General features: G+C 59.5%; 18 protein-coding genes. 12 read left to right on the top strand and 6 right to left on the bottom strand.

Annotation, left to right across the window (positions count from 1 at the left end):
- Positions 1–141: 141 nt before the first annotated feature.
- Entirely contained in the window at positions 142–2,817 is a 2,676-nt protein-coding gene (gene acnA, locus NAV33_RS02495) for an aconitate hydratase AcnA (RefSeq protein ID WP_255976567.1), read from the bottom strand.
- Positions 2,818–3,121: 304 nt separating this feature from the next.
- Here acnA and rlmM point away from each other — a divergent pair, with 304 nt between their 5' ends.
- Positions 3,122–4,171, top strand: a complete 1,050-nt coding sequence (gene rlmM, locus NAV33_RS02490; RefSeq protein ID WP_255976565.1) for a 23S rRNA (cytidine(2498)-2'-O)-methyltransferase RlmM — start codon at positions 3,122–3,124, stop codon at positions 4,169–4,171.
- Between the two features lie 65 nt (positions 4,172–4,236).
- Positions 4,237–4,488 (top strand): sulfurtransferase TusA, encoded by a 252-nt coding sequence (gene tusA / locus NAV33_RS02485; protein ID WP_255976563.1) that lies wholly within the window; start codon positions 4,237–4,239, stop codon positions 4,486–4,488.
- A gap of 45 nt (positions 4,489–4,533) precedes the next feature.
- On the opposite strand, the gene NAV33_RS02480 is transcribed toward tusA, so the two are convergent.
- Genes NAV33_RS02480 through coxB form a run of 3 tightly spaced genes read right to left on the bottom strand, consistent with a single transcriptional unit; the run spans position 4,534 to position 8,314 of the window.
- Positions 4,534–4,893 (bottom strand): hypothetical protein, encoded by a 360-nt coding sequence (locus NAV33_RS02480; protein WP_255976561.1) that lies wholly within the window; start codon positions 4,891–4,893, stop codon positions 4,534–4,536.
- Positions 4,893–7,424 (bottom strand): cytochrome c oxidase subunit I, encoded by a 2,532-nt coding sequence (ctaD, locus tag NAV33_RS02475; protein ID WP_255976559.1) that lies wholly within the window; start codon positions 7,422–7,424, stop codon positions 4,893–4,895. The genes NAV33_RS02480 and ctaD overlap by 1 nt, the downstream gene beginning before the upstream one ends.
- A complete protein-coding gene (coxB, locus tag NAV33_RS02470; protein WP_255977001.1) occupies positions 7,421–8,314 on the bottom strand; it encodes a cytochrome c oxidase subunit II in 894 nt (297 codons plus the stop codon). Before coxB ends, ctaD begins: the two co-directional genes overlap by 4 nt.
- A 144-nt stretch (positions 8,315–8,458) precedes the next feature.
- Between coxB and NAV33_RS02465 the strand changes: the two genes are divergently transcribed.
- On the top strand, positions 8,459–8,923 hold the full coding sequence (locus tag NAV33_RS02465; RefSeq protein WP_255976557.1) for a DUF2231 domain-containing protein: 465 nt from the start codon (positions 8,459–8,461) through the stop codon (positions 8,921–8,923).
- Between the two features lie 74 nt (positions 8,924–8,997).
- Here NAV33_RS02465 and NAV33_RS02460 read toward each other — a convergent pair whose 3' ends face one another.
- Both NAV33_RS02460 and NAV33_RS02455 read right to left on the bottom strand, forming a co-directional pair.
- On the bottom strand, positions 8,998–9,411 hold the full coding sequence (locus NAV33_RS02460) for a CopD family protein (RefSeq protein ID WP_255976555.1): 414 nt from the start codon (positions 9,409–9,411) through the stop codon (positions 8,998–9,000).
- 152 nt (positions 9,412–9,563) lie between these two features.
- Positions 9,564–10,415, bottom strand: coding sequence for an ion transporter (locus NAV33_RS02455; RefSeq protein ID WP_255976552.1), 852 nt, complete (start codon positions 10,413–10,415; stop codon positions 9,564–9,566).
- A 333-nt stretch (positions 10,416–10,748) separates the two neighbouring features.
- Here NAV33_RS02455 and moaA point away from each other — a divergent pair, with 333 nt between their 5' ends.
- The 9 genes from moaA (at position 10,749) to NAV33_RS02410 (ending at position 25,016) form a co-directional block, all read left to right on the top strand.
- Positions 10,749–11,744 carry a GTP 3',8-cyclase MoaA gene (gene moaA / locus NAV33_RS02450; protein WP_255976550.1) on the top strand — a complete coding sequence of 332 codons (996 nt, stop codon included), beginning with the start codon at positions 10,749–10,751 and terminating at the stop codon, positions 11,742–11,744.
- Between the two features lie 363 nt (positions 11,745–12,107).
- Positions 12,108–15,596 carry a chromosome segregation protein SMC gene (smc, locus tag NAV33_RS02445; protein WP_255976548.1) on the top strand — a complete coding sequence of 1,163 codons (3,489 nt, stop codon included), beginning with the start codon at positions 12,108–12,110 and terminating at the stop codon, positions 15,594–15,596.
- Positions 15,597–15,781: 185 nt separating this feature from the next.
- Entirely contained in the window at positions 15,782–16,603 is an 822-nt protein-coding gene (gene zipA, locus NAV33_RS02440) for a cell division protein ZipA (RefSeq protein WP_255976546.1), read from the top strand.
- A 461-nt stretch (positions 16,604–17,064) separates the two neighbouring features.
- Positions 17,065–19,431: an NAD-dependent DNA ligase LigA gene (gene ligA / locus NAV33_RS02435; RefSeq protein ID WP_255976544.1), complete on the top strand. Its 2,367-nt coding sequence runs from the start codon at positions 17,065–17,067 to the stop codon at positions 19,429–19,431.
- A gap of 39 nt (positions 19,432–19,470) precedes the next feature.
- Positions 19,471–20,088: a class I SAM-dependent methyltransferase gene (locus NAV33_RS02430; RefSeq protein ID WP_255976542.1), complete on the top strand. Its 618-nt coding sequence runs from the start codon at positions 19,471–19,473 to the stop codon at positions 20,086–20,088.
- A 143-nt stretch (positions 20,089–20,231) separates the two neighbouring features.
- On the top strand, positions 20,232–20,690 hold the full coding sequence (locus NAV33_RS02425; protein WP_255976540.1) for an adenylyltransferase/cytidyltransferase family protein: 459 nt from the start codon (positions 20,232–20,234) through the stop codon (positions 20,688–20,690).
- 5 nt (positions 20,691–20,695) lie between these two features.
- Entirely contained in the window at positions 20,696–22,228 is a 1,533-nt protein-coding gene (locus NAV33_RS02420) for a CDP-glycerol glycerophosphotransferase family protein (RefSeq protein ID WP_255976538.1), read from the top strand.
- The gene (locus NAV33_RS02415) at positions 22,225–23,508 is read left to right on the top strand and encodes an ATP-grasp domain-containing protein (protein WP_255976536.1); all 1,284 of its coding nucleotides are present in this window, start codon (positions 22,225–22,227) and stop codon (positions 23,506–23,508) included. The genes NAV33_RS02420 and NAV33_RS02415 overlap by 4 nt, the downstream gene beginning before the upstream one ends.
- Entirely contained in the window at positions 23,505–25,016 is a 1,512-nt protein-coding gene (locus tag NAV33_RS02410; protein WP_255976534.1) for a glycosyltransferase, read from the top strand. The genes NAV33_RS02415 and NAV33_RS02410 overlap by 4 nt, the downstream gene beginning before the upstream one ends.
- Positions 25,017–25,061 lie beyond the last annotated feature (45 nt).

Genomic DNA, 25,061 nt, shown 5'->3' with positions numbered 1-25,061 from the left:
TCGATGACGGCAAGCCATGTCTTATTAACGGCAGCAAAACCAATCAGTTGAGCATCAACCGACAAACATTTGCAGAAACAAGACGCCCGCTGCAACAGTGTTGCGAGCGGGCGTTGAAGGGGCGCCAGGGATGCGTGGCGCTCAGGCTTCGATCAACTGTCTTAGGACATAATGCAAAATGCCGCCGGCCTTGAAGTACTGGACTTCATTGAGCGTGTCGATGCGGCAGAGCACTTGGAAAGTGTCTCGTGAGCCGTCCTCGCGCTCCACATCCACGGTCAGGAGCTGACGTGGTTTGATGTCGGCACTGAGACCTCGGATAGAGAGCGTCTCGTTACCGGTCAGGCTTAATGATTTGCGCGTCTGATCACCCACGAATTGCAGCGCCAGCACGCCCATGCCAATCAGGTTGGAGCGGTGGATGCGCTCAAAGCTTTCGGCGATCACAGCTTTCACCCCGAGCAGGTTGGTGCCCTTGGCCGCCCAGTCGCGGCTGGAGCCGGTGCCGTACTCCTTGCCGGCTATCACCACCAGCGGCACGCCTTCGGTCTGGTAGCGCATTGCCGCGTCGTAAATCGACATGCGCTCTCCGCTCGGCTGATGAAACGTATTGCCGCCTTCTTCGCCACCCAGCATCTCGTTCTTGATGCGGATGTTGGCGAAGGTCCCGCGCATCATCACTTCATGATTGCCTCGACGCGAGCCATAGGAGTTGAAGTCTTCCGGCTTTACGCCCAGTTGCTGCAGGTACAGACCGGCGGGCGAACTGGCTTTGATGTTGCCAGCTGGCGAGATGTGGTCAGTGGTGATGGAATCGCCAAACAGAGCGAGAATGCGCGCATTCTCGACATTTGCTGGCGGCACCAGCGGTTGGCCGATGTCCTCGAAGAACGGCGGGTTCTGCACATAGCTCGAATTGCTGTTCCATTTATAGGTATCGCCAGCGGTTACTGCGATGGACTGCCAATGCTCGTCGCCGCTGAATACGTCCGCATAGCGTGTACGGAACATTTGCCCATCGATCTTGCTGACCGCTTCGTTTACTTCGGCGCTGGTCGGCCAGATGTCCTTGAGGTAGACCGGCTGATTCTGCTCGTCGTAGCCGAGTGGGTCCTTATCCATATTGATTCGGGTTGTACCGGCAAGCGCAAAGGCCACCACCAGCGGCGGCGAAGCCAGCCAGTTGGCCTTCACCAGCGGATGCACGCGTCCTTCGAAGTTGCGGTTGCCGGAGAGCACGGAGGACACGATCAGATCGTTGTCGGTGACCGCTTGGCCAATGGCCTCGGGCAACGGTCCGGAGTTGCCGATGCAAGTGGTGCAGCCATAACCGACGAGATTGAAACCAAGCTGATCCAGGTAGGTAGTCAGCCCGGCGCGCTCTAGATAATCGGTGACGACCTTGGAGCCGGGCGCGAGGGAGGATTTCACCCAGGGCGCACGCTTCAAACCGCGTTCGAGCGCCTTCTTTGCCACCAGTCCGGCGGCCATCAGGACGTTGGGGTTGGAAGTGTTGGTGCAGGAGGTAATCGCCGCGATGACGACTGCGCCATGCTTGAGACCGAAATCCTCGCCAGCTACGGGCACCGAGCTGTTGGCTTGCTGAGTCTTGCCACTGGTTTCCAGTAGGAGATCGAAGTTGGCGCCAATGTCACCCAGCGAAACCCTGTCCTGTGGACGCTTGGGTCCGGCGAGAGAAGGCTGCACCTGGCTGAGGTCCAGTTCCAGAGTGGCGGTGAACACCGGGTCCGGTGAGTTGCTGTCGCGCCACATGCCCTGAGCCTTGCTGTACGCCTCGACCAGCGCGATGCGGTCCTCGTCGCGCCCGGTCAGGCGCAGGTAATCGATCGTGACCTGATCCACCGGGAAAAAACCGCAGGTCGCGCCGTATTCGGGTGCCATGTTGCCGATGGTCGCGCGGTCGGCAAGGGGAAGGTTGTCGAGGCCGGGACCGAAGAATTCGACGAATTTGCCCACCACCCCCTGCTTGCGCAGCATCTGCGTGACGGTGAGTACCAGATCGGTAGCCGTCACGCCTTCGTTGAGTTTGCCGGTCAGGCGCATGCCGACTACTTCTGGAATCAGCATCGACACGGGCTGGCCGAGCATGGCCGCTTCCGCCTCGATACCGCCCACGCCCCAACCCAGCACGCCGAGGCCGTTGATCATGGTTGTATGCGAATCGGTGCCGACCAGGGTGTCCGGGTATGCGATGGTTTCGCCGTTTTCTTCTTTGGTCCACACCACTTGGCCCAGGTATTCCAAGTTGACCTGGTGGCATATACCGGTGCCCGGCGGCACCACGCGGAAATTATCGAAGGCTTGCTGACCCCAGCGCAGGAACTCGTAGCGTTCACCGTTGCGCTGCATTTCGATGTCGACGTTCTGCTCGAACGCCTTGTCGCTGCCGAAACGGTCGACCATCACCGAGTGGTCGATCACTAGATCCACCGGTGACAGCGGATTGATGCGTTGTGGATCGCCGCCGGCTCGGGACACGGCATCGCGCATGGCGGTCAGATCGACGACCGCAGGCACGCCGGTGAAATCCTGCATCAGCACGCGCGCGGGGCGGTACTGGATTTCGCGTTCGGAGGTGTGGGTCTTCAGCCACACCGCCAACGAAGTGAAGTCATCGGCGCGCACCGTGACGTCATCCTCCCAGCGCAGCAGATTCTCCAGCAGAACCTTGAGGGAGGTCGGTAGACGACTGATGTCGCCCAATTGATTCGCCGCTTCAGCAAGGCTGTAGTAATGATAAGTCTTGCCGTTCACATCGAGGCTTCGACGGCAGTTCAGGCTGTCCAGGGATGGCATTCGTCTCTCCTTGTGCCCGCACGGTCGGGCTTGACTGAGATGGGGAGCGTTGTGTTGAAACTAGCCCCTGGCGAAGTGTTTCGCCACGAAACTGGCCGCCGACTGGCGTCGACGGCGATGAAATTCTTGCCTCGGCATTTTTTGCAGGCGCTGACGGGGCTGTATTCGCTCGATTGATTCCAGCTAACTGTTCACTGGACCGGGGCAGCACGCCTCGGGTTCCCCACTCGGCTATGATGTGCGGCTTTGGTCGCAGAGCGCTCGCACGCCATTGCACCGTCGCGCCGACTACAGGGTTCGTACCATGAAAACATTGCTGCTGCATTGCCGACCGGGCTTTGAAAACGAAGTCTGCGCCGAGATCAGCGATCAGGCCGCTCGCCTTGGTGTGGCCGGTTACGCCAAGGCGAAACCGGAAAGCGCTTGCGCCGAGTTCGTCTGCAGCGAGGAGGGTGGCGCGGAGCGGTTGATGCGCGGCACACGCTTCGCCCGGCTGATCTTCCCCCGGCAATGGGCTCGTGGCGACTATCTGGCCTTACCCGAAGCCGACCGAATCGGCGTGTTGCTCGAACATCTCCAAGCCTATCCCGTGTGCGGCAGCCTCTGGCTGGAAGTGCTGGACACCAACGATGGCAAGGAACTTTCGAACTTCTGCCGCAAGTTCGAGGCACCGTTGCGCAAGGCGCTGACAAAGGCAGGCCGATTGAGCGAGGGCGGTGACGGCCCGCGTTTGCTATTGACCTTCAAGAGCGGGCGTGAGGTATTCCTTGGCGTCGCCGAAGCGGATAACAGCGCCATGTGGCCGATGGGCATTCCGCGTCTGAAATTCCCGCGGCAGGCACCGAGCCGGTCGACATTGAAACTGGAAGAGGCCTGGCACCACTTCATTCCACGCGATAAGTGGGATGAGCGGCTGGCTGCGGGCATGACCGCGGTGGACCTGGGCGCCTCGCCGGGTGGTTGGACCTGGCAGCTGGTCAATCGAGATATAGAGGTAATGGCGGTCGACAACGGGCCAATGAACGAGACGCTGCTTGAGTCAGGGCTGGTCGGGCATTACCGCGCGGATGGTTTTGCCTTCCGTCCCAAGCGTCCTGTGGACTGGATGGTCTGCGATATCGTCGAGAAACCGGCGAAAAATGCCGCTTTGCTGGAAGCCTGGATTGGCGAGGGCCTGTGCCGTGAGGCTGTGGTCAACCTCAAACTGCCTATGAAGCAGCGTTACCCCGAGGTGAAACGCCTGTTGGAACGCATCGCAGATGGGCTTGCCGAACGAGGGGTGAAGGCCAGCATCGGCTGCAAGCAGCTTTACCATGACCGCGAGGAAGTGACCTGCCATTTGCGTCGGCTGTGACGCTGGGCCTGGTGACCACACGATCCGTCTGCGCGACAATGCCGACCTGTTTTATGGAGCCTGTGATGTCTCAATCTGCTGAACTGTTCGCCGACGCGGTGCTCGATGCCAGCGGTCTCAACTGCCCTGAGCCGGTAATGATGCTGCACAACAAGGTGCGCGGCCTCGGTGGCGGCGAACTGCTCAAGGTGATCGCCACCGACCCGTCCACCCAACGCGATATCCCTAAGTTCTGCGTCTTCCTCGGCCATGAACTGGTGGAGCAGCACGCCGAAGAAGGCACCTATCTCTACTGGATTCGCAAGAAGACCGATTGATCTCCCTCAGACCTGATCTCCGTGGGATGGGTGTAACCCATCGAGTCATACGCATGGCGGCAAAAAAGCCAGCTGAAGCCCGACGAATACCGTCGACAACGCTGCAATGAAGTGGATGCCCGAGGAAATCTTAGTGACGAAGATCTGGCGCTCGTTGAGATCATGCGGCGGACGCGACAGCTTCCAGGAACGGCGCCCTAACCAAAGCAGCAGCAAGACGACCAACAATGTCAGAGCTCCGAAGCTGGCGTTCAGCCAGTTGAAAATGCCCTGATTAGGGTCAGGCGGAGCAATCGAGCAGACTACGGCATGAGAGCCATACATGGCAGCAAACCAGAGGCTCCAGATCGTCAGCCCGAACGGGATCTGTACAGGGTGAAAGATCGAAGTGCGACGATACTTCATCAGGCGGCTCCCAACGCGGTCGGGAACAGGACGATTGCAGCGTAGGCGCTCCAGATCACGCCGAGGTTGTAATACCAGAGCTGCTCGACAACCACGGTTTCGTAGGGTGCCTTGTCGCCGACATAGCCGTACATCACCCGCATCGCCTGCAATATGGTAAGGATCGTTGCCAGGGCGCAAAGAATCAGGCTGTAGGCCAGCATCACGAAGATCACTGCATCATGTGCGGTTTCGGTTATCTGCAGATTGGCCCCGAGCAACACCCACAATAGCGTGGCGCATTGCATCAGGCCGATGGCTGCTACGGCGCAGAGATTTCCCAGCAACCGGTCACTGTTACCGCGGCGCAATCGCGCCGGCACTATGCGCATCCATAGCGTCCCGACTGTCAGCAGAACGGCGCTGGCGAGCATCAGCCAGCCGTTCAGGTTCGACTGTTCCGGCACCTGCCAGTCCGGCGACACTGTCCATAGATAAAACCAGCCGAACAGCAGCGACAGATACATAGTGCCGTTGGCCAGCAGCGTCACGCCCATGCCCCACAGCCCCGGGCCATCGAAGGTGCGCGAATGCAGCGGCGGCTCGCCGGGCTGGGTATGCGCGTCCGGTGCGGCGGCCGGATGTGCGCCGTTTTCCCAGGACCAGCGGAACAACACGATTAACGTTGCGATGGTCGCGATGAGGGCTACCCAGTAGAACTTGTTTAACAGGCTCAGGCAGAGCACGGCGAGAAACACCGAGGCCACGAATGGCAACCAACTGTTGCCGGGCAGGTGAATGATCTCGCGCACTTTGCCTGTCAACGGGTCTGTGCCCCAGGTTTCCCGTCGGCCATGGTCTATGGTCGTCAATGCGTGTTCGCCGCGAGCAATGCTGTCCGGTAGATCCGGGTCCTTCCATAGTGGATGACGCTCGCTTATGTTCGGCAGGCTGACGAAGTTATATGGGCTCGGTGGCAAGCTAGTGGCCCATTCCAGCGTGTCGGCGTTCCACGGGTTTTTCTCCGCGGGCTGGCCAAAGCGAAAGTGCAATACGATATCCAGCAGGATGGTGGCAATACCGATGGCCATGATGAAGCTGCCGATCGACGAAACCAGATTAGGCATGCCCCAGCCCAGGCCCGTGTCGTAGGTATAGATCCGGCGCGGCATGCCGATCAAGCCAGTCCAGTGCATGATCAGAAAGGTCACATTAAAACCGATGAATACCAGCCAGAAGCCCCAGCGGCCGAGCCGTACCGAGGGCATGCGTCCTGAGAAATGCGGCAGCCAGTAATACAGCCCGGCCATCAACGGGAAGAACATGCCGCCGACCAGCACGTAATGCATATGCGCAACGACGAAGTGAGTGTCGTGCACCTGCCAATCGAAGGGCACCAGGGCGACCATCACACCGGTCAGCCCGCCGCAGACGAAGACAATTAGGAAGCCCACCAGCCAAAGCATCGGTACGTGGTACACCGGTTTGCCCAGCCAGAGCGTGGCGATCCAGGCGAATATCTGCACTCCCGTAGGGATAGCAACCAGCATGCTTGCCGCCGAGAAGAAGCCCAGGGCCAGTGCAGGAATACCCACGGTAAACATATGGTGGACCCAGAGGCCGAAGCTCAGGAAGCCGGTCGTCAGCACGCCGAGTACCACCCAGCGATAACCCACCAGTGGCCGTTGGCAAAACACCGGCAATAACGTCGAGACGATGCCGGCGCCCGGCAGGAAGATGATGTACACCTCGGGATGGCCAAACAGCCAGAACAGATGCTGCCAAAGCACCGGGTCGCCGCCCTTGGCGGTATCGAAGAACGGCAGCCCGGCCGCGCGTTCAAGCTCCAGCAAAATGCTGCCGAGGATCAATGGCGGAAAACCAAAAACGATCATCAGCGACATGACAAGGATGTACCAAGCGTAGAGCGGCATCTTGTGCAGCGCCATACCGTTGGTTCGTGTGCGCAAGATCGACACCACCAACTCGACCCCGGCGCTCACCGCGGAGATCTCGACGAACGTAATACCCAGCAGCCAAAAATCGGAGTTGACGCCGGGCATGTGCGACGAGCTCGACAGCGGCGTATACATAAACCAGCCGGCCTTGGGCGCCACGCCGAGAAACACGCTGGAAAGCAGAATGATGCCACCGAAGAGATAGCAGTAATAACCGAGCGCAGACAGCCTCGGGAAGATTAGATCCCGTGCACCGAGCATCTTCGGGATGAGGTAGACCGCCAGCCCCTCCATCATTGGTACGGCGAACAAAAACATCATCACCGAGCCATGCATAGTGAAGACCTGGTTGTAGACCTCCGGCTCCATCAATACGTAGCCGGGCAGGGCGAGCTGGGTGCGGATCAGCATCGCCATCAAGCCGCCGATCAGGAAGAACACGCCGCCGGTAATCAAAAAGCGCAGGCCAATGCTGGTGTGGTTGACGATGGTCAGCGCGCGCCACCCGCGCGGGTTGCCCCAGACATCGTTGAATCGGTCGTGGAGCTGATCCGGGTCCGTAGAGGGCGCGCTGCTTCTATCGAAATAAGTCATGGAGCGAGCGTCTCCAGCCAATCGGCGATCTGGTCAAGGGTTTCAGGCGGAACGTCGTCGTGGGCAGGCATGCCATTGCCGAACTTGAGCGTCTTGTGTTCACGCAGCCAGCGGCGGAGGCCTTCTTCATCATTGTCGATTACGCCCGCGCCTAGGCTTGGCCGTGTTGCCAGATCGGTAAGATCCGGTGCGCGATTGCCGTCGGTAATCCCCGCGACGCGATGGCATTGGCCGCAGCGGTTCTGGAAGACTTCTCCTGCCTCGCCGGGCGCGCGCTGCGTAAAGTTGAGATTTTCCCGCGCCGCGATCCATTCGCCGAAACCGGATTCGTCCAACGCTTCGACATGCAGTTTCATATGCGCATGTTGCAGGCCGCAGAACTCGGAGCACTGGCCATGGAATATTCCGGCATGCCCTGCTTCGATACGAATGATGTTGGTCCGCCCGGGCAGCATGTCCATCTTGCCGCCAAGCCGTGGGATCCAGAACGAGTGAATGACATCGGCACTGGTGACATGCACGTCCACAAGACGGCCAGCCGGGATGATCAGCTGATTGGCTGTGGTAACACCGCTGTCGGGGTAATGCACCTCCCACCACCATTGATGGCCGGTGACTTCGACCTTTAATGGTTGCTCGCCCTCGACCGGCAGCGGAATCATGCTGCGCCCGGTCGGGATGCCAAATATCAACAACACGATGATGCTTACGCTTGGCAGCACGATGCCGCCGCCTATGACCCAGCGCCGATTAAGTCGTATCGCTTGTTCATCAGTGGTCTTGCGCGGTTTGCGCGCCAATGCGTAGATCCATAGGGCACTCACGGCTACCAGCACCAGCGTGGCGAAAGCGAACATCCCCCACCAGACATTCGCCACCTGCCGCGCCATTGGGCTGGCCGGGTTGAGGGCGGAAAGCGAGCCTCCGCAGGCGCTCAGCAAAGGAACTGCCAGCGCCAGTGTGGTCCATTTCAAGAGGCTGCCGACTCGTTGGGAGCGGGTGCCCAGTCCCCTTGAATGCCGCCGGAGAGCCGAATGGCCCGATACCGAGACTCCATCCACAGCCGCGCCGCGATTGCCGGGCATCCCTTGCATCCGATGCTGATCCATTTTCCAGTGGCGGCTTTGACCGGACTGCTGCCGGTCGATATTGCCCACCTCTTCACGATGGATGATTTCTGGTGGCGCGCAGGGCTCTGGTTGGCCGGTGTGGGTGCGCTGGGCGGCTGGGTCGCCAGCATTTTCGGCTTGATCGATCTGCTTACGGTGCGTGAGATTCGGCAGAAGATCACCGCCTGGTGTCATGCAATCCTGGCGGTGATGATGCTTTCGTTGGCTTCGCTCAATTGGTTGCTGCGTTACCAGAACGATGGAGACAGCATGCTGTTCTGGGCGCTGTACCTGTCGGCAATCACCGCTGCGATGATCTCCCTGGCTGCCTATCTCGGCGGGCGGTTGGTTTACGAGCATGCTGTTGGGGTCGATCTGGACAAGGTCTGACCTGGGCCGTGAATGAGGTTTGGATCGTTCGGTCATGGGCGTTATTCGGTTGATCGAGCGGTTTGAGTCATGAGCTAAAACGGCTTGGCCAGTACCAGCCAGAGCGTTGCTGTAATGAAGGTCGCGACAGCAACGCCGAGAAAGCGGCAGCGAATGCTTACGCTCTGTTCCGGCGAGCGTTCGATATGCAGTACAAGCACGCCGCACAGAGCGTGGCACAGCACCATACCGGCGACCGTGCTGAGTTTGACGATCAGCCAGCCGGCCATGATTCCGTCGCGTAGAAACAGGGCGGTTCCCGATCCGATAGCAATCAGTGCGGCCGGGGTACCTATGAGGTTGAAAACCATGCGGGTCAGGTGGGCATGGTCTCGATAAAAAAGCGCATCACTGCGTTTGGTACCGGCCGCGATGAGTGCAGGCAGATATAAGAGGGTGCCGCACCAGCACAGCAGGCCTGCGAAATGCAGCAGTTTGAGCAAGGGCATTCGCGTCTCCATCCGGCCCGCGGCAAGTCAGAGGTTGTGACAACCCTGTACCGAGGCGGTTCGGATGAAAGATTCTGGGCGACTGTCGATGGGCTTTGGCTTTATGAGAAGGCTTGCTCAACGCTGTTGAATGATCAGGTCGGTCAAGGAGATCAGCTTTCGGCGTCGCGTTCTGCTCGATTGAAAAGCTGGCTCCCACAGCGACTGCAAAAAGCCGCATTAGGCTCGTGGCTGAGCTTTTCACATGTGGGGCAGCGGTGTTGCAAGCTGTCGGCACGCATCGCGGTAGCCAGTTCCGCTGTAAAAATGCCGGTGGGGACGGCGATGATCGAGTAACCGGTGATCATCACCAATGTAGAAACCGCTTTGCCCAGCGCCGTATGCGGGACGATATCGCCGAAGCCCACCGTGGTGATGGTCACCACTGCCCAATAAATGCTCATCGGAATACTGGTGAAGCCGTTCTCAGGACCTTCAATCACATACATCAACGTGCCGTACACCAGCACCATCGTAGTGACGCTGAGCAAGAAGACGACGATTTTCTGCTTGCTGCCACGCAGCGCGACCAGCAGAAAGTTGGCCTGGCTCAGGTATTGCGTCAGCTTGAGGACGCGGAACACGCGTAGCATGCGAATGGTGCGCACCACCAACAGGTACTGTGCGTCCGGCAGAAACAGCGCGATAAATGCCGGCAAAACGGACAGCAGATCGATGGCGCCGTAGAAGCTGAAGATGTATTTGCGCGGCTCTGGGTGGCAATAGATCCGAACCAGGTATTCGATGGCGAAAATAGCCGTGAAACACCACTCCAGCCCAGTCAACAGCATTCCGTGCTGCTCCCGGTAGGAGGCAACGCTGTCGAACATCACCACGACCAGGCTCGCGAAGATAACGCCAAGCAGCCAGGTATCGAAGCGTTTGCCGGCGGGCGTATTGGTGAAGAAGATGATGATGTAGAGGCGCTCGCGCCAGCCCATCGATCGGAGGGCGTCGTTATCCATCTGCAAAAGCTCCGGTGAATCGGCGAAGGCGAATTATCCTAGAGTTCGAGTCGTGCCAACAAAGTATCGTTGCGCGTTCGCCGAAGGTTCATGCAGCCAGTGTTGCCGGTGCCGGACTTTGCCTTCGGGCGGGCCGCATCGGGTGTGTCGTGAACCGCGTCGCATGACGGCCGGCCCCCTTGTAGGCGCAACCCATCAAAACGTTCAGCTCGCGTTTGACGGATGCCCGTTGCGTAATGGCGTGCTGTTGCATGCCATTCGCCTCGCCACCTTTGCCTCACGTCACGTTCCGGCATAGTCTTGTCCGTGCGCATCAAGCCGTTGGAGAGCGACATGCCAGATTCTCAGTTGGTCGACCCGTTCGGCCGGCGCATCACTTACCTTAGATTGTCGGTTACCGACCGCTGTGACTTCAGATGCACGTATTGCATGAGTGAAGACATGGTATTCGCACCGCGTGCGCAGATTCTCACGCTCGAAGAGCTCTACGCGGTCGCCGACGCCTTTATCAGCCTAGGCGTCAAGCGCATCCGCGTGACCGGCGGCGAGCCGCTGGTGCGCAAGGGTCTGCCTAGTTTGCTGGCTCGCCTGGGTGCGCGTGAAGAGCTGGAAGACCTGGCGATCACCACCAACGGCTCGCAACTGCCAACGCTGGCGCCGGTAATACGCGATGCCGGCGTCAAACGCCTGAATATCAGCCTGGACTCGCTCAAGCGTGATCGTTTCGCCGAGCTCACCCGTCGTGACAAGCTCGATCAGGTGCTAGAAGGAATTGAGGCGGCGCGCAATGCCGGGTTCCGCCGAATCAAGCTCAATAGCGTGATTCAGAAAGGTCGAAATGATGACGAGGTACTCGACCTGGTGAATTTTGCCGTCGAGCGCGGGCTGGATATCAGCTTCATCGAAGAAATGCCGTTGGGCACCGTGTCCAGCCACGAGCGCCAGATCACCTTCTGCTCCAGCGAGGAAGTGCGCGAACGCATCGAAGTCGGCCATCAGCTGATACGCAGCAGCCACGCCACCGGCGGTCCATCGCGCTACTGGCAGGTGGCTGGTAGCGAAACTCAGGTTGGCTTCATTTCGCCGCATAGCAACAACTTCTGCGGCAGCTGCAACCGCGTGCGTGTCACGGCAGAGGGCAAGCTGGTGCTTTGCCTAGGGCATGAAGGCGCGCTGGACCTCAAGAGCCTGATGCGTCGCTACCCAGGCGACAGCGAGCGATTGCGCCACGCGCTGGTCGACGCGCTGCAGCTCAAGCCGGAAAAGCACGAATTCCGTACCGATGAGCAGGTTCAGGTAGTGCGCTTCATGAGCATGACGGGCGGATGAAGCCGGGCGGCGTAGGGTGGGCTAGACGGGGCTGGGCATCAGTAGGGCGGGCTTCAGCCCACCAGATGCAATTCCAAACCAGGCCGAAACGGAGCTAGCGTCGTTCACGCTTGGTGAGCGTCACTCCCGCCGCGATTTGTCGCCAGTTGCCACGTAAGCATCGCCGCGATTGGTGGGCTGAAGCGGAGCGCCGCCCGGCCGACCCTACATCGGTATCGCATGGGACCAGTAGGGTGGGCTTCAGCCCACCAGACGCCGTGATAAACTCCGCCGTTTCGCGTCAGCACCCCACTCGATGCCAGGAATTCCGATGCGGCGACCCTGCTTGTTCATTCTCCCGCTGATCGCCATGGATAGGCCCGCATGCGACTGAAAAGCATCAAACTCGCCGGCTTCAAATCATTCGTCGACCCGACCACCGTCAGCTTTCCGAGCAACATGGCAGCAGTGGTCGGCCCGAACGGTTGCGGCAAATCGAACATCATCGATGCCGTGCGCTGGGTGATGGGCGAAAGCTCGGCGAAGAACCTGCGTGGCGAGTCGATGACGGATGTCATCTTCAACGGCTCGAACACCCGCAAGCCAGTGACCCAGGCCAGCATCGAGCTGATCTTCGACAATTCCGACGGCACCCTCACCGGCGAATACGCTGCCTTCGCCGAGATATCCATCCGCCGCCGGGTCACGCGCGATTCGCAGAACACTTATTTCCTCAACGGTGTGAAATGCCGACGGCGGGATATCACCGACATCTTTCTTGGTACCGGTCTGGGGCCGCGCAGCTATTCGATCATCGAGCAGGGCATGATATCCAAGCTGATCGAGGCCAAGCCTGAAGACCTGCGTAATTTCATCGAAGAGGCGGCGGGCATCTCCAAGTACAAGGAGCGCCGTCGCGAAACCGAGAACCGTATTCGCCGCACCCATGAAAACCTGGCGCGCCTGACCGATCTGCGCGAAGAGCTGGAGCGGCAGCTGGAACGCTTGCATCGCCAGGCCCAGTCGGCTGAAAAATATCAGGAGTACAAGGCCGAAGAGCGCCAGCTGAAGGCGCAACTATCGGCATTGCGCTGGCAGGCCCTGAATGATCAGGTCGGTCAGCGTGAGCAAGTGATTGGCGATCAGGAGGTCGGTTTCGAGGCACTGGTCGCCGAACAGCGCAATGCGGACGCTAGCATCGAACGTCTGCGCGACGGTCATCACGAGCTATCCGAGCGTTTTAATCTGGTTCAAGGCCGCTTTTATTCCGTTGGCGGTGATATCGCACGGGTAGAGCAGAGCATTCAGCATGGCCAGCAGCGGCTTCGGCAGCTACAGAACGACTTGCGCGAGGCCGAGCAGGCGCGGCTGGAAACCGAATCGCATCTGGAGCATGACCGCACCTTGCTCGCCACCCTTGGCGAAGAACTGGCGATGCTCGAGCCTGAGCAGGACATAGCTGGTGCGGCAGCCGAGGAAACCGCGGCGCAACTCGAAGAAGCCGAAACCGCGATGCAGCTCTGGCAAGAGCAGTGGGAACGTTTCAACCAGCAGAGCGCCGAACCGCGCCGTGCGGCCGAGGTGCAGCAGTCCCGTATCCAGCAGCTGGAACAGAGCCTGGAACGCCTGGCCGAGCGCCAGCGTCGTCTGGATGAGGAACGCGCCTCGCTTGCAGGCGATCCGGAAGATGCCGCGGTAGCAGAGCTGAGCGAGCAGCTGGCCGTCAGCGAGGTGAGTCTGGAAGAACTGGTCGCCGAGCAGGAGCAGACCGATCGGCAACTTGAACAATTACGCGAACAGCTGCAGCAAGCCGGCCAGGCCGAGCAACAGGCGCAGGGCGAACTGCAGCGGCTGAATGGTCGTATCGCTTCGCTGGAAGCTTTGCAGCAGGCTGCGATGGACCCAGGCAAGGGCGTCTCCGAATGGTTGCGTGAGCAGAGACTCGATGAGCGTCCTCGCCTCGCCGAAGGGCTACGTGTCGAGCCGGGCTGGGAGCTGGCAGTTGAAACCGTGCTGGGCGCCGACCTGCAGGCGGTGTTGTTGGATGGATTCGACGGCCTCGATGTAAGCGGCTTCGAGCAGGGCGACTTGCGTCTGGTCACTCCGACACAGGGCGGTGCTCGCATGGCCGGCAGCTTGCTGGACAAAATCGAGTCAGCCGCCGATCTGTCGCCATGGTTGGGCCGGGTGCGACCGGTGGATGATCTTGATCAGGCGTTGGCTGCACGTGGCTCGCTTGGCGATGGCGAAAGCCTGATCAGCCGTGACGGTTACTGGGTTGGTCGGCATTTTCTGCGCGCGCGGAGCGCGGGTGATGCCGAGTCCGGGTTGCTGGCACGCGGTCAGGAGCTGGAGCGGTTACAGACCGAGCGTGACGAGCATGAGGCCAGTCTGGAGCTGCTAAGCGAGAGCCTAGACCAGCTCCGCGAGGCGCAACGCCAGCAGGAAGAAAACCGAGAGCAGCAGCGTCGCCGTCATCAGGACATGTCTCGGCAGCAGGGCGAACTGAAGGCTCGGCTATCAGCCAGCCACGCCAAGCTGGAGCAACTGAGCCTGCGTCGTCGTCGGCTGGAAGAAGAACTGGCCGAGCAATCCGAGCAGCGCGCGCTGGAAACCGAACAGTTGGGCGAGGCACGGCTGCAATTGCAGGACGCGCTCGATGCCATGGCGATGGATACCGAACAACGCGAGTCGCTGCTGGCGAACCGCGACGGCATTCGCGAAAAGCTCGATCGTATTCGCCAAGAGGCCCGCCAGCATAAGGATCACGCACACCAACTGGCTGTGCGAGTGGGTTCGCTGAAGGCGCAGCACGACTCGACCCGCCAGGCTCTTGAACGGCTTGAACAGCAGTTCGAGCGTGCCGTGGAGCGGCGCGAGCAACTCAACCTGAATCTGGAGGAAGGCGAGGCGCCGCTCGAAGAGCTGCGCATGAAACTCGAGGAACTGCTCGAGCGGCGCATGGGCGTGGAAGATGAACTCAAGCTCGCTCGGTTGGCGCTCGAAGACGCCGATCGAGAATTGCGTGATGCAGAGAAACGCCGCACACAGGCCGAGCAGCAAGCGCAACTGCTGCGCGGCCAGCTCGAACAACAGCGAATGGAATGGCAGGCGCTGAGTGTTCGTCGCAAGGCGCTGCAGGATCAGCTGCACGAGGATGGCTTTGACCTGCACGGCGTACTGGCGACATTGCCTGCCGGGGCGAGTGAAGGGGAGTGGGAGGCGGAGCTGGAGCGCTTGAGCGCTCGGATCCAGCGGCTCGGTCCGATCAACCTCGCTGCAATCGATGAGTATCAGCAACAGTCGGAACGCAAACGCTATCTCGACGCCCAGAACGACGATCTCACCGAGGCGCTGGAAACGCTGGAAAACGTTATCCGCAAGATCGATAAGGAAACCCGTAATCGCTTCAAGGAGACCTTCGACCAGATCAACGGCGGCTTGCAGGCGCTTTTCCCCAAGGTTTTCGGTGGCGGCAGCGCTTATCTGGAACTTACCGGGGAAGATTTACTCGATACCGGGGTGGCGATCATGGCGCGCCCGCCAGGCAAGAAGAACAGCACCATTCATCTTCTATCAGGGGGAGAGAAGGCGTTGACTGCTCTGGCGCTTGTGTTTGCGATTTTTCAGCTCAACCCGGCACCGTTCTGCATGCTGGATGAGGTGGATGCGCCATTGGACGATGCGAACGTTGGGCGCTATGCGCGTCTGGTCAAGGAAATGTCGGAGAAGGTGCAGTTTATCTACATCACGCATAACAAAATTGCGATGGAAATGGCTGACCAGCTAATGGGCGTGACCATGCATGAGCCGGGTTGCTCAAGATTGGTTGCGGTCGATGTGGAACAGGCAGTTGCACTTGTGGAGGCTTGAGCCGCGGCTTTGCCTGCCACGGGTTGTGGGTAGACAGGAGACCTATAAAAGAGCAGCGCCGGGCGGTGCAAATCTACCGTTCGTCGTGCTAGTTTAGAGCGCAAATTTTTTACGATGCGCAGAGGAGCCTGTTCAGCGGCTGTGAATCTGCGTCTTTATCATCGATTTCAGGGGTTCAAGCATTAATGGATATCGGTCTGCGCGAGTGGCTGATCGTCATCGGCATCATTGTTATTGCCGGCATTCTTTTTGACGGCTGGCGGCGGATGCGCGGCAGCAAAGGCAAATTGAAGTTCAAGCTGGACCGCAACATCGCCGACAGTTTCCCCGATGACGGCGAGTCCAACGAGCTACTGGGGCCGCCACGAGTCGTAAACCGCAACAACGAGCCCTCACTGGACGAAACTGATCTTCCCTCGATGAGCGCCCGCGAGACCGGAAAGCGTCGCGCCACCGCACCCCAGCAAGGCGATCTGCATTTTTCAAGCGATGAACCTGTCCCGACGCTGCTGAACCCTGTAGCCGGTGATGACGAGGAAGCTGAAACGAGCGAGTTCGGTCAGGACCTGCCGCCGGTTGAGGAGGTCCTGGTAATCAACGTCATCTCTCGCGATGCGTCCGGTTTCCGCGGCCCGGCGCTGCTGCAGAACATTCTCGAAAGCGGTTTGCGGTTCGGTGAGATGGATATATTTCACCGTCACGAAAGCATGGCGGGAAATGGCGAAGTTCTGTTCTCCATGGCCAACGCGGTCAAGCCCGGGACGTTCGACCTGGACGATATCGACCATTTCACCACGCCAGCCGTCAGTTTTTTCCTCGGCCTGCCTGGGCCGCGCCATCCGAAGCAAGCGTTCGACGTAATGGTCGCCGCCGCTCGCAAGCTCTCGCAGGAATTGAACGGTGAGCTGAAAGATGACCAGCGCAGCGTGCTGACTGCCCAGACCATCGAGCACTACCGCCAGCGCATCGTTGAATACGAGCGCCGGCAGATGACTATCAAACGTTGATCCCCGAAACCGCTCTCAGGAGCGGTTTTTTTTGGCCAGTACGCGGCCAAAAACATCACCCCGGGTCGGCCTCGTACAAGTGCAGCGGGCCACGAATCCTGTTCGAGATGCACCCCCAGAATCACTAGACGCACACACTAAACCGCGCTGATGGACGCCAACCGCGATGCGGCCGCAAGTCGAGCCGAGCGCGGTAAGCGCAACGGAGAGGCACACAATCGTAGGGTGGGCTTCAGCCCACCACAGGCGACGCTCGATGAAGCCCCCCGGTGGGCTGAAGCCCACCCTACGGAGCTTTCGCCTGCTCAACGCCGTGCAACACGCTGTCGATGCCATGAACAGCCTCAAAGCCAGCGCAAACCTGCCGCCAATTGCAGGATCGGCTAAAATCCCGCGCCTGATATCAACCAAGGCGCGCTGAGGCTGTCTGATCAGCATTGCCATAGCTACGGCTCCGTCATATGCCTTCCGCCCAAACCGCTGCAGAGCGCATCGCCGAACTGCGCAGCGAAATCGACGCCCACAACTACCGTTACTACGTACTCGACGAGCCCAGTGTCCCTGACGCTGAATATGATCGTCTGTTCAACGAGCTGAAAGCGCTTGAGGCCGAACATCCTGAGCTAATAACGGCCGAATCGCCGACCCAGCGTGTCGGCGGTGAGGCGCTGGCGGCCTTCGGCCAGGTCCGCCATGAAGTTCCGATGCTCAGCCTCGGCAATGCGTTTGAAGAGCAAAACTTGCTCGATTTCGATCGTCGCGTACGTGAGGGGTTGGATATTCCAGCCGGCGACCTGTTCGGTAGCGGCGCTGAAGTCGAGTACAGCTGTGAGCCGAAGCTTGATGGTCTAGCGGTCAGCCTGCTCTACGAAAATGGCCACCTGGTACGTGGCGCCACTCGTGGTGACGGCAGCACTGGCGAGGACATCAGCGCCAACGTGCGCACGATCCGCAATATCCCCTTGAAGCTGCACGGCAGTAGTTGGCCAGCAATTCTCGAAGTGCGCGGCGAGATCTATATGCCCAAGTCCGGTTTCGAGGCACTCAACGCCCGCCAGGTTGAAAGTGGCGGCAAGCCCTTCGCCAACCCGCGTAATGCGGCGGCAGGAAGCTTGCGCCAACTGGACTCGAAAATTACCGCGAGCCGCCCCCTGGAGCTGTGCGCCTATGGCATTGGCCGCAGCGACGATGGGTTGCCCGATACCCATATCGGTATTCTCAATGCTTTGAAGGGTTGGGGCCTGCCCATTAGCCGTGAGCTGAAGCTGGCCAAGGGCGTCGCCGAATGCCGTGCCTATTACCAGTCCATCGGTGAAAAGCGCGACGCATTGCCCTACGAGATCGACGGTGTGGTGTTCAAGGTGAATTCCGTGCGACAGCAGCGTGAACTGGGCTTCCGCGCCCGCGAGCCGCGCTGGGCCATCGCGCACAAGTTTCCGGCCCGAGAGGAAATCACCGAACTGCTCGATGTGGAGTTTCAGGTTGGCCGCACAGGCGCTATCACGCCCGTCGCACGCTTGAAGCCCGTGCAGGTCGCGGGCGTGACGGTCTCCAACGCCACGTTGCACAACATGGATGAAGTTGCGCGTCTGGGCGTGATGATCGGCGACACCGTAATCGTGCGTCGTGCGGGCGACGTGATCCCTCAAATCCTTGGCGTGATCGCAGAACGCAGACCTGAAAATGCGCGTGCGGTCCATGTACCCGAGCAATGTCCTGTCTGCGGCTCGGCTGTTGAACGCACCCAGCTGATCAAGCGCAGCAAGGGCAGGGAGTCGGTCAGCGAGGGCTCCATCTACCGCTGCGTCGGCCGCCTGGCCTGTCAGGCCCAGCTCAAACAGGCGATTATCCACTTCGTCTCGCGCCGTGCGATGGACATTGACGGTCTGGGCGACAAGATCGTCGAGCAATTGGTCGACACCGGCCTAGTGCACTCGCCAGCCGATCTCTATTGCCTGACGTATGACCAGGTTCTGGCATTGGAAGGTTTTGCCGATGTATCGAGCCGCAACTTGCTCAAATCCATCGACGCAAGTCGTGCGCCATCTCTGGCGCGTTTTATCTATGCCTTGGGGATTCCGGATGTTGGGGAAGGCACCGCCAAGCTGCTGGCGCGGGCTTTGGGCTCGCTCGATCGCATCAGCCGGGCGATGCCGGATGTGCTGGTCTATCTGCCCGATATCGGGCTGGAAGTCGCCCATGAAATCCATAGCTTCTTTGAGGACGAGCATAACCAGCTCGTTATCAAGCAGTTGCATGAGCGTGGCGTTCGGCTGCAAGAAGAAGGCGACGTGCATCCCGAATTCGCCGCCTGCGCGACGCTGGCTGGGCTGCTCGACAAGCTGAATATCCCTTTCATCGCTACAACCGGCGCTCAACGTTTATCGGATCGCTTCGGCAGCCTTGAGGGCATCATTGGTGCCGACTGGCTGGACCTGCGTCAGGTCGAGCGTCTCAATGAAAAGGCCGCCCGCGCGTTGCGCGACTACTTCGACGACCCTGGCAACGCCGAGCGCGCTCGTAGCATTGAAGCTCAACTGCGTGAGTTCGGCATGCATTGGCAGAGCGAACGCAAGGCAGCGGAAGGCCTTTCATTGGCGGGTCAGACCTGGGTGCTTACCGGCACGCTGGAAAGCATGAGCCGTGATGAAGCCAAGGCAAAACTGGAGGCGCTCGGGGCCAAGGTATCCGGCTCGGTATCGGCCAAGACGACATGCGTTGTGGCTGGACCTGGAGCGGGATCGAAGTTAGCCAGAGCCACTGAACTAGGCGTGACAGTCCTGGATGAAGAGGCGTTTGGCCGGCGGCTCAACGATCTTTCTCGCTGAGCAGTGCTAACGTATACGAGATCGAATCCGGGGGTGGTAATGAGCCTTTATTCAGAATTCATAGGCGAACTGCAGGGACAATTCAAAGATTTTGGCTACGGCTGGAGCAAATCCAAGGAGAACTCGTGCAATTGGATGCTGCACTGGTTGCAAGGTGGCGCCGGGGTTGACGTAGGCGGTACCGCCTACCTGGTCAAGCAAGCAGCTGCAAAGGGATGCGACATCACATATTTCGACTACTTTCCCCCGTCCGATCCGGCCATCGAAAAATTCGTTGCGGCTGATATGTCCGCCTTCGCCGAGCATTTCGCTGCCCGCAGTCTCGACTTCATCACCACTCGCCATACCCTCGAGCACTCGCTCAACCCGCTGTTTCAACTGTGGCAATACAACCGCTGCCTGAAGGACGACGGGCTGCTTGTAGTAGTAGTGCCCCAGCACACCAAGGGCTGGGTATGGTTCTACTCGCACTTTAACTGCCTGCCCCAGGAAAACTGGCTGATGCTTTTCCACCGTGCAGGGTTCGCCGTGGAGGAGGCCAATGCCGGCTCCTGGTGGTCCAAGAATCCTGACTACATTGAGTACCGCTTCGTCTTGAGAGTAGAAAGCAGGACTTTGCGGCTCGATAACCCGTTCGGCGACAGCACGTCGGACTAAGTGATCCCTGGCACCGTCCTTGCTACGCCTGTGTCGAGAGCGCGAGCAGCCAGCTTTTTGACATGTTGTTGCCCGCGCCGGCCCGCCGTTTCCGTTCAGCTTCAGCTGGCACCGCGTGGCCGCAGCAGCCCGCGAGGACAGCCATGCCTACCACCGTAATCACCTACGGTACCTTCGACATGTTCCATGTCGGCCACTTGCGTCTGCTCAAGCGCATGAGTGCGCTGGGTGATCGGATCATCGTCGGCGTCTCAACCGATGAGTTCAACGAACGCAAGGGCAAAAAAGCGCTGATCCCGTTCGTAGAACGCAGGGAGATCATCGAATCGCTGGATTGTGTCGATCTGGTTATTCCCGAAGACGACTGGGCGCAGAAGCCCGACGATATTCGCCGCCACGGCGTCGACCTGTTCGTGATGGGCGACGACTGGGCCGGTAAATTCGACCACCTCGGTGCGTACTGTGAAGTTAAATATCTGGAGCGCACCAGTGGCGTTTCCTCGACTGAGCTACGTGATTCGCTACGCAGTCTTCTGTCGAGCGAGCAAGAAATCACCAATATGCTCGGTCTGCTGAAATCGCTGCAGCGGGGGCTGGATTGATGACGATGCCGTTCGCCCTGTCGGTAGTACCCGAATCATCGGGCGATTTGAGCCTGGCTTTTCAGCCGCCCGGCGGCGAGAGCACACGTTGCGAGCTGCTGTTCACCCGGCGCAGCGACAAGCGCGAGCATCGGGTAGCCTGTTCGCGCGATGGCGACCAATTGGTCGCACGACTGGCTCTGGTACCGTTGCTGCTCGAACGTGAAGCTCGGTGGGATGTTCGAGTATGTGAGCTGTGCCGGGGAGGGGCGTCGAGCGAAACGCTGCTGCGCGGCGACCGCTTGGTACGTAACCAAGATCGGCATTTCCTCGTCTGGTCCACCGCGTCGCATGACCTATCCTGCTACCTGACCGAAAGCGCCCAGTCGCTAGCCCTTTACATCGCTCCAAGCAAGCGCCATGCAGGCGTCGTCGAAGCCGAAAACGCCCGCGAGCGCTACGCTCATCACCTGGCAGAAGCACCACTCGATGACAAGTTGGTGTTCTTCGAAAGCTTTTTAGGCAAGGCATACGCGGGCAATCCTCGCTATCTCTACGAAGCGTTGTTGCGCCTTCGCCCGGATCTGCGCTGCGTTTGGTCCTACGATGGTAACGACGCGATTCCCGGCAACCCGCAGGTGGTTACGCGTCGCTCGCCCGACTATTACCGCCTGCTTGCCCAGGCGCGCTATCGCGTCAACAACGTGATCTTCTCCGTCCACGGAAAGAAGCCGGAGACCTGCTATTTGCAGACCTGGCACGGTACTCCGCTAAAACGCATTGCCTTCGATATCGACAATCCTCAAGTCGATGCGAGGGACAATTTCTACAAAGAATCGCGTGACTGGAGTCTGCTGCTGAGCGAAAACGGCTATTCGACCACCATCTTCCGCCGTGCCTTTCGTTACGACGGTGAGGTGCTGGAGGCCGGCTATCCATTGACCGATCCGCTGGTGCAGCCCTGCTCGGATCGAGCCGACCGACTAAAGACACTCGGCCTGCCGCCGCAGGCTCGAGTCATTCTTTATGCGCCGACTTGGCGAGACCACAAACCGGTGGGTGACTGGCAGTACGGGCTGGATTTGCATCTTGACTTGGGCGCTGTCGCGCGCCGCCTGCCGATCGACCATTTTCTACTGATAAAGGCACATCACTTGGTGGCTGAACGGATTGACCGCTCGAGTTTGCCGTCAAACGTCCGGGACGTTTCGCACCTGGGCGACATCACCGAGTTGTGCCGTGTGGCAGATTGTCTGGTTACAGATTACTCATCAGTGTTTTTCGATTTTGCCGTCACCGGACGGCCGATTCTCTTCTACTGCTATGACCTGGCGCTGTACGAGAAGGCGCTACGCGGGTTCTACCTTGACATGCAGAGTGATCTTCCTGGGCCCGTTGTGCAGGACAGTGAGCAGTTGCTGGATCTGCTCGCAGACTTGCCCGCTGTCTCGCAGCGCTACGCCAATCGTTATGCGCACTTTCGTGAGCGTTTCTGTGCCCTTAATGATGGGCGTGCTGCCGAGCGGGTAGTTGAACGCGTTTTTGGAGCTATTAAATGACTGCGCTAAATGTGCTCGTATTTCCCTGCGGCTCGGAAATAGGGCTGGAGATCCATTCAGCGTTGAAATACAGCAAGGCCGTGCGGCTGTTTGGAGCCTCGTCGGTTGACGATCACGGTGCCTATGTCTACGCCCGTTACACCCAGATCGATGCCCATGTGCGCTCTCCCGATTTCATCGAGACGCTCAATGCCCTGATCGATAGCTGGCAGATCGACGTGGTGTTGCCCGCTCATGACAGCGTGGTGCTTGCGCTTGCGCTGGCGGCCGAGCGCATTGCTGCCACGGTGGCAGTACCGGATGCCGAGACGGCGAAGCTTTGTCGCAACAAGAACGTGACCTATCGCGCTTTTGCCGAGGAGGACTTCGTACCGGCTACCGTCGAGGGTCTCGCCGCGCATTATCCGATCTTCGCAAAGCCGGCCGTAGGGCAAGGCTCGCAGGGTGCCGAACGGATCGATTCTCAGGCGAGGCACGTACAGCTCCTTGGCGCGGGCACCGAATACGTATTTTCTGAGTACCTGCCGGGCAAAGAATATACCGTTGATTGCATTTCTGACGGCTCGGGGGGCTTGCTACATGCGTCGCCGCGAGTACGTGCACGCGTAAAGGCGGGCATCAGCGTCAGCACGAAACCGGTGCCGCTGGATGAAGAGATGAGCTCGATCGCCGAACGCATCGCCAAGCGTTTGCGGCTCAAAGGCGCTTGGTTCTTTCAGCTAAAGCGCAATGGGGAAGGCCGTTACAAATTGTTGGAGGTGGCACCGCGCATTGCTGGCTCCATGGGGCTGTCACGAAATCTTGGCATCAACTATCCGCTGCTGACGGTGTTGGCTTATCGCAATTTGCCGTTCAGCGTACAAACGCAGCAGTACCCGATTCAGCTCGACCGAGCTTTGAAGAATTGCTACCGGGTCGGGCTTAAGTACGACACCGTCTACCTTGATCTCGACGATACGCTGATCATCGACGGGCAAGTCAACGTCATGCTGGTAGCGCTGCTGTATCAGTGGCTGGGACGTCAGGTATCGGTCGTGCTGGTCACCCGTCACAACCGCTGCCCGCGCGCGACGCTCGAAGCGAACAAGCTGTCGCCCGCAATCTTCTCGCGCATCGTTCACATCGCTGACGGCTCGCCGAAGAGCACGGTGATCGACCGTCCCGAATCGGCGATATTCATCGATGACTCTTTCCGTGAGCGTATGGATGTCAGCCGCGAGACCGGCGTGCCGGTATTCGATGTCGATGCCGTAGAGCAGCTGATGGATTGGCGCCTGTGACGGGGCCTTCGGGCGAGACATCCGCACCGCTGCTGAGCGTAGTGGTGCTGGTATACAACACGGCTGAATACCTGAGAGCGTGCTTTGACTCGCTCTTGAATCAGGCGTGTCAGGACGTCGAAATCATTGCGATCGACGACGCGAGCACGGACGACAGTCTGGCGATCTGCCGGGAATACGAGCGCACCCGGTCTAATTTTCGATGCATCAGCAAAGCCAACGAAGGCGGCGCCGTGGCAGCCAATCTGGGTATTTCCCTCGCACGTGGTCGCTACCTGGCGCTGGTCGATTCGGATGATGTGGTAACGCCGCAGGGTTATGCGCGGCTTATCGAACGGGCGGAAACGACCGGGGCGGACATCGTGGTTGGGCGTGCCATGCGCCTGGTCGGCGATGTGTTGACCACAGAAGGCTTTGCCTACGAACCGTTTGCCTGGTCGCGACCGCGAGTCATCCACACGCCCGCAGCGCTCGATGATTTGATGCATGACGGCTTTTACTGGAACAAGGTGTTTCGTACCGGCTTTTTACGCGAGCATGGGCTTGGTATGGAGCCAGGGCTGCTGTATGCCGACCGGCCATTCGTGCATCGAGCCTATTGGCTTAGCCGGTGTACGGTGGTGGAGGGGCACGTTGTCTATCTTTGGCGTCAGCGTCCAGCCGGTGATTCGATTACCCAACGCAAGGCGCAGGTTGGCAACTTCAGGGATCGTGTCCGTTCCGCTCGACTGGAATGGACGCAATATGCCGATGAGCCTCTCGCCCAACAGTACCGACGCGCCATTGCGCTCAGCAACTTGCAGCGGGCGTTGCAGGTTGCACCTGAGGCCCTTGTTTCCGAGGTGTTCTGTGAGGCTTTCATTGAGGGAATGTCCGAGTTGATAGCGGACTTCGGTCCGCTGGACTTGGCACCCGTTGGCGTTCGGCGTTCGACTTATCTGACATTGATCCATCAGGGGCATGTTTCCGCCCTCAAGCATTTGCTGCAGACACCTAATGACTGCCGTGTCGAGCAGCGGGACGGTGCGACACATTGGGCACCTGCGGCTCTTGCATCGCCGCCGGCCGGATTCGATTCGAGCGCATTGCAGATCGAGATTCCAACGCTGGGATTTTTTGCATTGGCTCGGGTCAGCGTGGAGGGTGGTCAGTTGCGCATGACCCTGGACTTGCCGGCTGACGTACAGCAGCGAGCCGACGTGTGCTTGACGCTGTGGTCGTTTGGCTCGGGTGAGGAATTGCCGTTCACCCTGTATGAAAGCGGGTCGCGAGATCAAAGATTCGCGCTTCCATGCCGGGTTATTGACGAATGGATTGGGCGACAGCATGACGGACCGTTCGGCCTCGCATTGCGCTATCGCTATCGGGGGCAAATTGCGCGATACCGCTTGGGACGCTCGCTGATCGATCCGGCAGTCATCGCCCAGCTGCCGGTCGCAATCTCTTCCGCTCTGCAACTTGAGCTGACCCCTGAAACCGGTGCGCTAACGGTGACCACTCATCCATGATCGCCGGCCGCAGCATAATCGGGAACGGCTTTTGCAACTAGTCCT

The organism is Stutzerimonas stutzeri (assembly GCF_024448715.1).
Lineage (GTDB): Bacteria > Pseudomonadota > Gammaproteobacteria > Pseudomonadales > Pseudomonadaceae > Stutzerimonas > Stutzerimonas stutzeri_AR.
Note: the sequence above shows the minus strand (reverse complement) of the source record. Positions and strands in the feature narration are given on the sequence as shown.

What these genes read in the sequence shown, in the direction of transcription:
- NAV33_RS02430 (WP_255976542.1), top strand. Translation starts at nt 19,471, where the DNA reads ATGAGCCTTTATTCAGAATTCATAGGCGAACTGCAGGGACAATTCAAA.
- NAV33_RS02480 (WP_255976561.1), bottom strand. Translation starts at nt 4,893, where the DNA reads ATGAAGTATCGTCGCACTTCGATCTTTCACCCTGTACAGATCCCGTTC.
- ligA (WP_255976544.1), top strand. Translation starts at nt 17,065, where the DNA reads ATGCCTTCCGCCCAAACCGCTGCAGAGCGCATCGCCGAACTGCGCAGC.
- NAV33_RS02415 (WP_255976536.1), top strand. Translation starts at nt 22,225, where the DNA reads ATGACTGCGCTAAATGTGCTCGTATTTCCCTGCGGCTCGGAAATAGGG.
- acnA (WP_255976567.1), bottom strand. Translation starts at nt 2,817, where the DNA reads ATGCCATCCCTGGACAGCCTGAACTGCCGTCGAAGCCTCGATGTGAAC.
- coxB (WP_255977001.1), bottom strand. Translation starts at nt 8,314, where the DNA reads ATGGCGCGGCAGGTGGCGAATGTCTGGTGGGGGATGTTCGCTTTCGCC.
- zipA (WP_255976546.1), top strand. Translation starts at nt 15,782, where the DNA reads ATGGATATCGGTCTGCGCGAGTGGCTGATCGTCATCGGCATCATTGTT.
- ctaD (WP_255976559.1), bottom strand. Translation starts at nt 7,424, where the DNA reads ATGACTTATTTCGATAGAAGCAGCGCGCCCTCTACGGACCCGGATCAG.
- smc (WP_255976548.1), top strand. Translation starts at nt 12,108, where the DNA reads ATGCGACTGAAAAGCATCAAACTCGCCGGCTTCAAATCATTCGTCGAC.
- NAV33_RS02455 (WP_255976552.1), bottom strand. Translation starts at nt 10,415, where the DNA reads ATGGATAACGACGCCCTCCGATCGATGGGCTGGCGCGAGCGCCTCTAC.
- NAV33_RS02425 (WP_255976540.1), top strand. Translation starts at nt 20,232, where the DNA reads ATGCCTACCACCGTAATCACCTACGGTACCTTCGACATGTTCCATGTC.
- tusA (WP_255976563.1), top strand. Translation starts at nt 4,237, where the DNA reads ATGTCTCAATCTGCTGAACTGTTCGCCGACGCGGTGCTCGATGCCAGC.
- NAV33_RS02420 (WP_255976538.1), top strand. Translation starts at nt 20,696, where the DNA reads ATGCCGTTCGCCCTGTCGGTAGTACCCGAATCATCGGGCGATTTGAGC.
- NAV33_RS02465 (WP_255976557.1), top strand. Translation starts at nt 8,459, where the DNA reads ATGGCCCGATACCGAGACTCCATCCACAGCCGCGCCGCGATTGCCGGG.
- moaA (WP_255976550.1), top strand. Translation starts at nt 10,749, where the DNA reads ATGCCAGATTCTCAGTTGGTCGACCCGTTCGGCCGGCGCATCACTTAC.
- rlmM (WP_255976565.1), top strand. Translation starts at nt 3,122, where the DNA reads ATGAAAACATTGCTGCTGCATTGCCGACCGGGCTTTGAAAACGAAGTC.
- NAV33_RS02460 (WP_255976555.1), bottom strand. Translation starts at nt 9,411, where the DNA reads ATGCCCTTGCTCAAACTGCTGCATTTCGCAGGCCTGCTGTGCTGGTGC.